Raw genomic sequence first — 6,404 nt, 5'->3', positions numbered from 1 at the left:
CGCTGACCCCGCCGCTGGGCGGAGCGCCCGCCCCGGCGCCGTCGTACCTGCCGTCGGTGCCCGAGCAGGCCGCCTCTGCGGCTGCCGACGACCGTCTGCCGACCGTCGACGAGCTGCTCCAGCGGATCCAGGCCGACCGCCGCAAGGACGCCCCCGCGGCGACCCCGTCCTACTCGGGTTCGCTGACCGACCCGCTCAACGATCCGCTGGTCTCGGGCGAGCGCGGTGGCTCGTCCTCTTACGGCGCTTCGTGGTCGTCGGCGGGCGGCGGTTCCGGCAACGGCTCCTACGAGCAGGGCTACTCCGGCGACCAGGGCTATCCGAGCGCCCCCGCCTACGGCGGCGAACCGGCCCGCTATGAGGACCCGCTCGGCGCGCACGGCTCCACCCCGACCGCCTACCCCGGTTCGGGCGCGGAGGCGGGCCGCTACGGCGACTTCACCGGCAGCAGCTTCAACGGCGCCGCGGGCGACCCGCAGGCCCAGCAGTCGCAGCCGCAGGCCGGCGGTGGCTTCTACGCCGGTGAGCAGGGTTTCTACGCGGCTCCCGCGGCCGCCGAGGAGAATCCTCGCCAGCCGGACGAATGGGACTCCTACCGCAACTACCGCACCTGAATCTGCGCCCCGTGAGCAACTCTCTGTGATTCGATACGTCATGTGACGATCGAGACACAGAGAGTAGTGGCGAAGCTGATATCGCCCCGTCAGGACGTGCCCGCTTCGTTCGTGGTGTTCCTGGTGGCCATGCCGCTGTCCCTCGGCATCGCGGTGGCGTCCGGCGCCCCCGTGGCGGCCGGGCTGATCGCGGCCATCGTCGGCGGCATCGTGGCGGGCCTGTTCGGCGGCTCCCCGCTCCAGGTGAGCGGGCCTGCGGCGGGACTCACGGTGATCGTGGCGTCCCTGATCCAGACCTATGGCTGGCCGGCCACCTGCGCGATAACGCTCTGCGCGGGCCTGCTGCAGATCGCGCTGGGCGCCTGCCGGGTCGCGCGGACGGCGCTGGCCGTCTCCCCGGCCGTCGTGCACGGGATGCTCGCCGGGATCGGTGTGGTGCTGGTCCTGGCACAGATCCACATCGTGCTGGGCGGCACCCCGCAGCATTCGGCTCTGGAGAACTTGAGCGAGCTGCCCGGCCAGATCATGGCGCACCATTCGGCCGCCGTGCTGGTCGGGGTGATGGCGATCGCGGTGCTCCTGGCCTGGGAGCGCCTGCCGTACAAGGCGGTGCCCGCACCGCTCGTCGCGATCGTGTTCGCGACGTTCGTGTCCTGGCTGTTCGGGTTCGACCTGCCCCGGGTGGATCTGCCCGCCAGCCTCTTCAGCGGCTGGGCCTTCCCGGCCGTCCCCGACGCCCCGCTGACCGACGTCCTCGGCGCGATCGTCGCCGTGGCGCTGGTCGCCGGGGTCGAATCGCTGCTGTGCAGCGTCGCGGTGGACCGGATGCGCCCGGTCGGGGTGCCGCGCAGCGATCTGGACCGCGAGCTGATGGGCCAGGGGGCGGGCAACTTCGTCTCCGGGCTGCTCTGCGGACTGCCGATCGCCGGGGTGATCGTGCGCAGCACCGCCAATGTCAGGGCCGGTGCGCTGACCAGGGCCTCGACCGTGCTGCACGGGGTCTGGGTGCTGGTGCTCGCCCTGTCGTGCGGCGGGGTGATCGAGCTGATCCCGCTGTCGGCGCTGGCGGCGCTGCTGGTGGCGCTCGGGCTGCGGATGCTCGACCGGGGCCATCTGCGGGGGCTGCGGCCGCACCGCGAGACCTGGATCTACTGGATCACCCTGGCCGGGGTCGTGGTCCTCGGCATCGGTGAGGGCGTCCTGCTGGGCATCGGCCTGGCGGCCTGCCTGGCGCTGCGGCGGCTGACCAGGGTTTCGGTCAAGACCGAGCAGCGCGACGGCCGGTGGCATGTGGTCGTGTCCGGCTCGCTGACCTTCCTCGGGGTGCCCAAGCTGGTCAAGGCGCTCCAGGACATTCCGGCTGGAGTACCCGTCGACCTCGACCTTGATGTCGATTTCATGGACAATGCGGCATTCGACACAATCCACACCTGGCGCGTTTCTCATGAACGTCTCGGCGGTAAGGTCGATATCGATGAAGTGCATGAGTCCTGGTATGAGAACGCCGTGACCGGCGAAGCATCCCCGTCGCGCAAGTCGCCCGCGGGGGTCCGCTGGTGGGCTCCGTGGGCCCGGCGCAGCCGCGGCTCCCTCCCCGAGCTCCTCGAGGAGTCCTCGCCCCGCGAGGTCCTGCTGGCCGGGGTCCGGGAGTACCACGGGCGCACCGCCCGGCTGGTCCGGCCGATCATGGTCGAACTGGCTCAGGCCCAGACCCCGGAACATCTGTTCATCACCTGCGTCGACTCCCGTGTCGTGCCGAACCTGATCACCGCGAGCGGTCCCGGCGACCTGTTCATCGTCCGTAACGTCGGCAATCTGGTGCCCCGCAGCGGCACCCGCGCGCACGACGACTCGGTGATGGCGGCCGTCGAGTACGCCACCTCCGTCCTGGACGTCAAGACGATCACCATCTGCGGGCACTCCCAGTGCGGTGCGATGGCGGGCGTCCTGGCCGGCGGCGCCGAGGTCGAGCATCTGCCGCACCTGGACAACTGGCTCCGGCACGCCAACTACAGCCTCAAGCGCTTCCTCAGCACGGCCGAGGAAGAAGGGGTCACCCCGCTGACCAGGCTCTGCCAGCTGAACGTCCAGCAGCAGCTCGACAACCTGCTCACCTACCCGTGGCTCAAGCACAAGGTCGACACCGGCGAGCTGGAGCTCGTCGGCATGTACCTCGATCTGGAGACGGCGCAGGTCGAGATCCTCGACCCGGACGCGGACCGGTTCCTCACCGTCCCGGACCGGGTGCCGCCGCCCGCGGCGGAGGACGAGGGCGCGACAGGAGCCACCACTCCGGCCTGAGTGGGACAATCCACTGTGCGCGTCGGGATTCTGGGCCCCCTGGAGGTCGATTCAGGGGGCCGCAAGGTCGAGGTCGGAGGCGCGCGGCTGCGGGTCCTGCTGACCGTGCTCGCGCTCGCCGGCGGTCGTGTGGTCAGCACCGAGAAGCTGATCGGCGACCTGTGGGAGGACGATCCGCCCGCGGGGGCGTCGAACGCCCTGCAGTCCCTGGTCTCGCGGCTGCGGTCGGCGATCGGCCGCGAGGCGGTGGAGTCGCGTCCGACCGGGTACCGGCTCAACGCCGAGGTGGACGCCGTCGAGTTCGAGGAACGGATCACCGCGGCCCGCTCGCTCCCCGCCGATCTGCGCGCGGGAGCGCTGCGTGAAGCCCTGACCCTGTGGCGGGGCGCCCCGCTCCCGGACGCGGGCGGGCTGCCGTCCGCCGAAGCGCCCGCCACCCGGCTGCTCCATCTGCGGTCGGCGGCCGTCCAGGGCCGGATCGAGGCCGAGCTGGAGCTGGGCCGGCAGGCCGAGGTGCTGCCGGAGCTCCAGGAGCTGGCCGCCGCGGACCCGCTCAACGAGGCGCTGGCCGTCCTGCTGATCCGCGCCCTGTACGGGGTGGGACGGCAGGCCGACGCCCTCCAGGTCTACGCCGACATCCGTGACGCGCTCGCCGGCGAGCTGGGCGTCGACCCGTCGGAGGAGCTGGAGGAGGCCCAGCTCGCCGTGCTCAGGCACGAGCTGGCCGGGCCGCCCGCCCGTGACGCGCCCACCAACCTCAAGACCAGGCTGACCAGCTTCCTCGGCCGCGACGAGGAGCTGGCGACGGTCTCCGGGCTGCTCGCCGAGCACCGGCTGGTCACCCTGACGGGGCCTGGTGGCGCCGGCAAGACCAGCCTGTCGCAGGAGACGGCCAGGCGGCTCCTCGCGCGGATGCCGGACGGCGCGTGGGTGGTGGAGCTGGCGCCCGTCACCGACCCCGACGAGGTGCCGCAGGCCGTCCTGACCGGTCTGGGGCTGCGGGAGATCGGGCTGACGGCCGCCGCCGGGATCACCCTGCCGGCCGCCGCGGGGCGCGCCGACTCCCTGGAACGGCTCGGACTGATCCTGCGGGGCAAACGGCTGCTGCTCGTCCTCGACAACTGCGAGCACCTGGTCGACGCGGTCGCCGAACTCGCCGACCGGCTCGTGGCCGACTGCCCGGGACTGCGGATCCTCGCCACCAGCCGGGAGCCGCTGGGGATCACCGGCGAGGTGCTCCGGCCGGTCGAACCGCTGTCGCTGCCCGCGCCGATGGCCGGGGTCGCCGAGGCGGGGGGATCGCCCGCGGTCCGGCTGTTCGTGGAGCGCGGCGTGGCCGGACGTCCGGGATTCGCGCTCACGCCGGAGAATGTCCGGGACGTCGTGCGGATCTGCCGGGCCCTGGACGGGATGCCCCTCGCCCTCGAGCTGGCCGCCGCCCGGCTGCGCGCCCTGGCCCCCGACCAGATCGCGGCCCGGCTGTAGGACAGGTTCCGGCTGCTGGCCGGCGGCCGCCGCACCGCGCTCCCCCGCCACCAGACCCTGCGCGCCGTCGTGGACTGGAGCTGGGAGCTGGCCGAACCCGACGAACGCGCCCTCTGGCGGCGGTTCGCCCTGTTCTTCGGCGGCGCGACCCTCTACGCCGCCGAGGCCGTCGGCGGGCTGCCGGACACGCTCGGCACCCTCACCGCGCTCGTGGACAAGTCGCTGCTGATCGTCACCGAGGGCGGCCGGTACCGGATGCTGGAGACCATCCGCGAGTACGGGCTGGAGCGCCTCGCCGAGTCAGGGGAGTCCGACCACCTCAGAAGCGGCTACATCGCCTACTTCGCCGAGCTGGCCGCGACCGCGGAACCGCTGCTGCGCACGCCCGCCCAGGCCGACTGGCTCCGCCGGCTGACCGCCGACCACGACAATCTGCACACCGCGCTCCGGATGGCGATCGCCGAGCGGGACGCGCCGACCGTCGCACGGCTCTGCGCGTCGCTCGGCTGGTACTGGTGGATGCGGCTGCACCGCCGCGAGTGCGCCGACGCGGTCGCGGCGATGCTGCGGCTGCCCGGGCTGCCGGAGGACGAGACGACGGCGCTGGCGCTGGCCGCGGGCGGGCTGGCCTCGTTCGGCGCGATCCGGGACTACGAGGAGGTCAAGAGCTGGGTGTCCAGGGCCATCGAACTCTGCGACCTGCTGGCCGCGCGGGGCAGGCCGGTCACCCATCCGCTGCTCAGGATGACGCCGCCGCTGATCATCATGATGGACGAGGGGGTGCCGCGCCTGGATCCCGTCCTGGAGATGTTCGAAGATCTGTTCGATTCTGACGATCGGTGGCTGCGCGCGATGGCCCGGCTCATGTACGGCCAGCTCAAGGTCAACCTCGGCCAGATCGACGGCGCCGAGGAGCAGTACGAGCTGGGGCTGGCCGAGTTCAGGGCCTGTGGCGACCGCTGGGGCACCTCCTTCGGGCTGACCTCGCTCGCCGAGGTCGTCTCCTGGCGCGGCGAGCACGAACGGGCCGCCGAGCTGTGCCGGGAGGCCCTGCGGCTGTCGGCCGAGTTCGACTTCAGCGGCTACGACCCGATGATCCACGTCCGGCTGGCCCGCCAGCTCTGGCTGATCGGCCGGTTCGACGAGGCGTCCGCGCTGATGGAGACCGCGGTCCGGCTCGCCGACCGGCTCGGCGACCCCGAGAGCCTCGGTTACCTGCACTACCTGCTCGCCGAGTTCGACCGGCTCCGCGGCGATCCGCGGACCGCGCTGGTCCGGCTCGCCCGGACGATGGAGCTGATCCTGCCGGTCGCGGGACCGCCTCAGTTCAAGGCGCTGACCATCGCGGGCCGGGCCCTGGCGCTCGGCCAGCTCGGCCGGTTCCCCGAGGCCGCCGTGGCCCAGGCGGAGGCGTTCGCGATGGCCGTGGAGTCCCGGGACAGGCCGGTGATCGCGACCGTCCTGGTCGCGCACGGGATGCTGCTGTGGAGGCGGGATCGCGACGCCGCGACCGCCGCCGTCCTCACCGGCGCGGCCGACACGCTGCGCGGCAGCCCCGACCGGTCGTTCCCCGAGGGCGCTGCCCTCACCGAGGAGCTCCGCGCCGAACTGGGCGACGCGACGCACGACGTCCGGTTCGTCGAGGGCCTGGCCATGGACCTGGCGGCCGTCACGGCTCTGGTCGAAGAAACGGGGTCACCCAGCCGGGTGTGACGGCCGCGGCGAGCCGCACGGCGTCGTCCTCGGCCAGGTCGAGGGCCGTGTAGGCGCCCTCGCCCGCCCCGACGGCCAAGGTCAGCGACGCCAGCCCCGACCGGCGCTGGAACAGGCTCTGCCGCATCTTCCAGCCGACCGCCGCCCGGTGCTCGACGATCTGCTGCCGCCGCACCAGCGAGCCGGACCGCACCGTCAGCAGGGCGCCGTCGGTGGCGTGGCCGAGCTGCCGGTACCGGTCGAGCGCCAGCGGGACGCAGCCGGCCGCCGTGATCAGCGCCAGGGCCAGCA

4 protein-coding genes and 1 pseudogene are annotated in these 6,404 nt (G+C 72.8%); 4 read left to right on the top strand and 1 reads right to left on the bottom strand.

From position 1 onward, the window contains the following. The 4 genes and pseudogenes from ACYVE7_RS26920 to ACYVE7_RS26905 all read left to right on the top strand — a co-directional run. Positions 1–614: pseudogene (locus ACYVE7_RS26920) on the top strand (hypothetical protein); the annotation flags it as partial. Between the two features lie 66 nt (positions 615–680). Next, positions 681–2,915, top strand: a complete 2,235-nt coding sequence (locus ACYVE7_RS26915) for a SulP family inorganic anion transporter (RefSeq protein ID WP_460368394.1) — start codon at positions 681–683, stop codon at positions 2,913–2,915. Between the two features lie 15 nt (positions 2,916–2,930). Next, complete coding sequence (locus ACYVE7_RS26910; RefSeq protein WP_460368393.1) at positions 2,931–4,400, top strand: AfsR/SARP family transcriptional regulator; 1,470 nt, start codon at positions 2,931–2,933, stop codon at positions 4,398–4,400. 69 nt (positions 4,401–4,469) lie between these two features. Continuing rightward, positions 4,470–6,113 (top strand): ATP-binding protein, encoded by a 1,644-nt coding sequence (locus tag ACYVE7_RS26905; RefSeq protein WP_460368391.1) that lies wholly within the window; start codon positions 4,470–4,472, stop codon positions 6,111–6,113. On the opposite strand, the gene ACYVE7_RS26900 is transcribed toward ACYVE7_RS26905, so the two are convergent. Further along, positions 6,070–6,404: PH domain-containing protein (locus ACYVE7_RS26900; RefSeq protein WP_460368389.1), on the bottom strand; the 335-nt coding region annotated here is incomplete at its 5' end. The two genes, ACYVE7_RS26905 and ACYVE7_RS26900, sit on opposite strands and share 44 nt — an antisense overlap.

This window comes from Actinocorallia lasiicapitis, from assembly GCF_054778695.1.
Note: the sequence above shows the minus strand (reverse complement) of the source record. Positions and strands in the feature narration are given on the sequence as shown.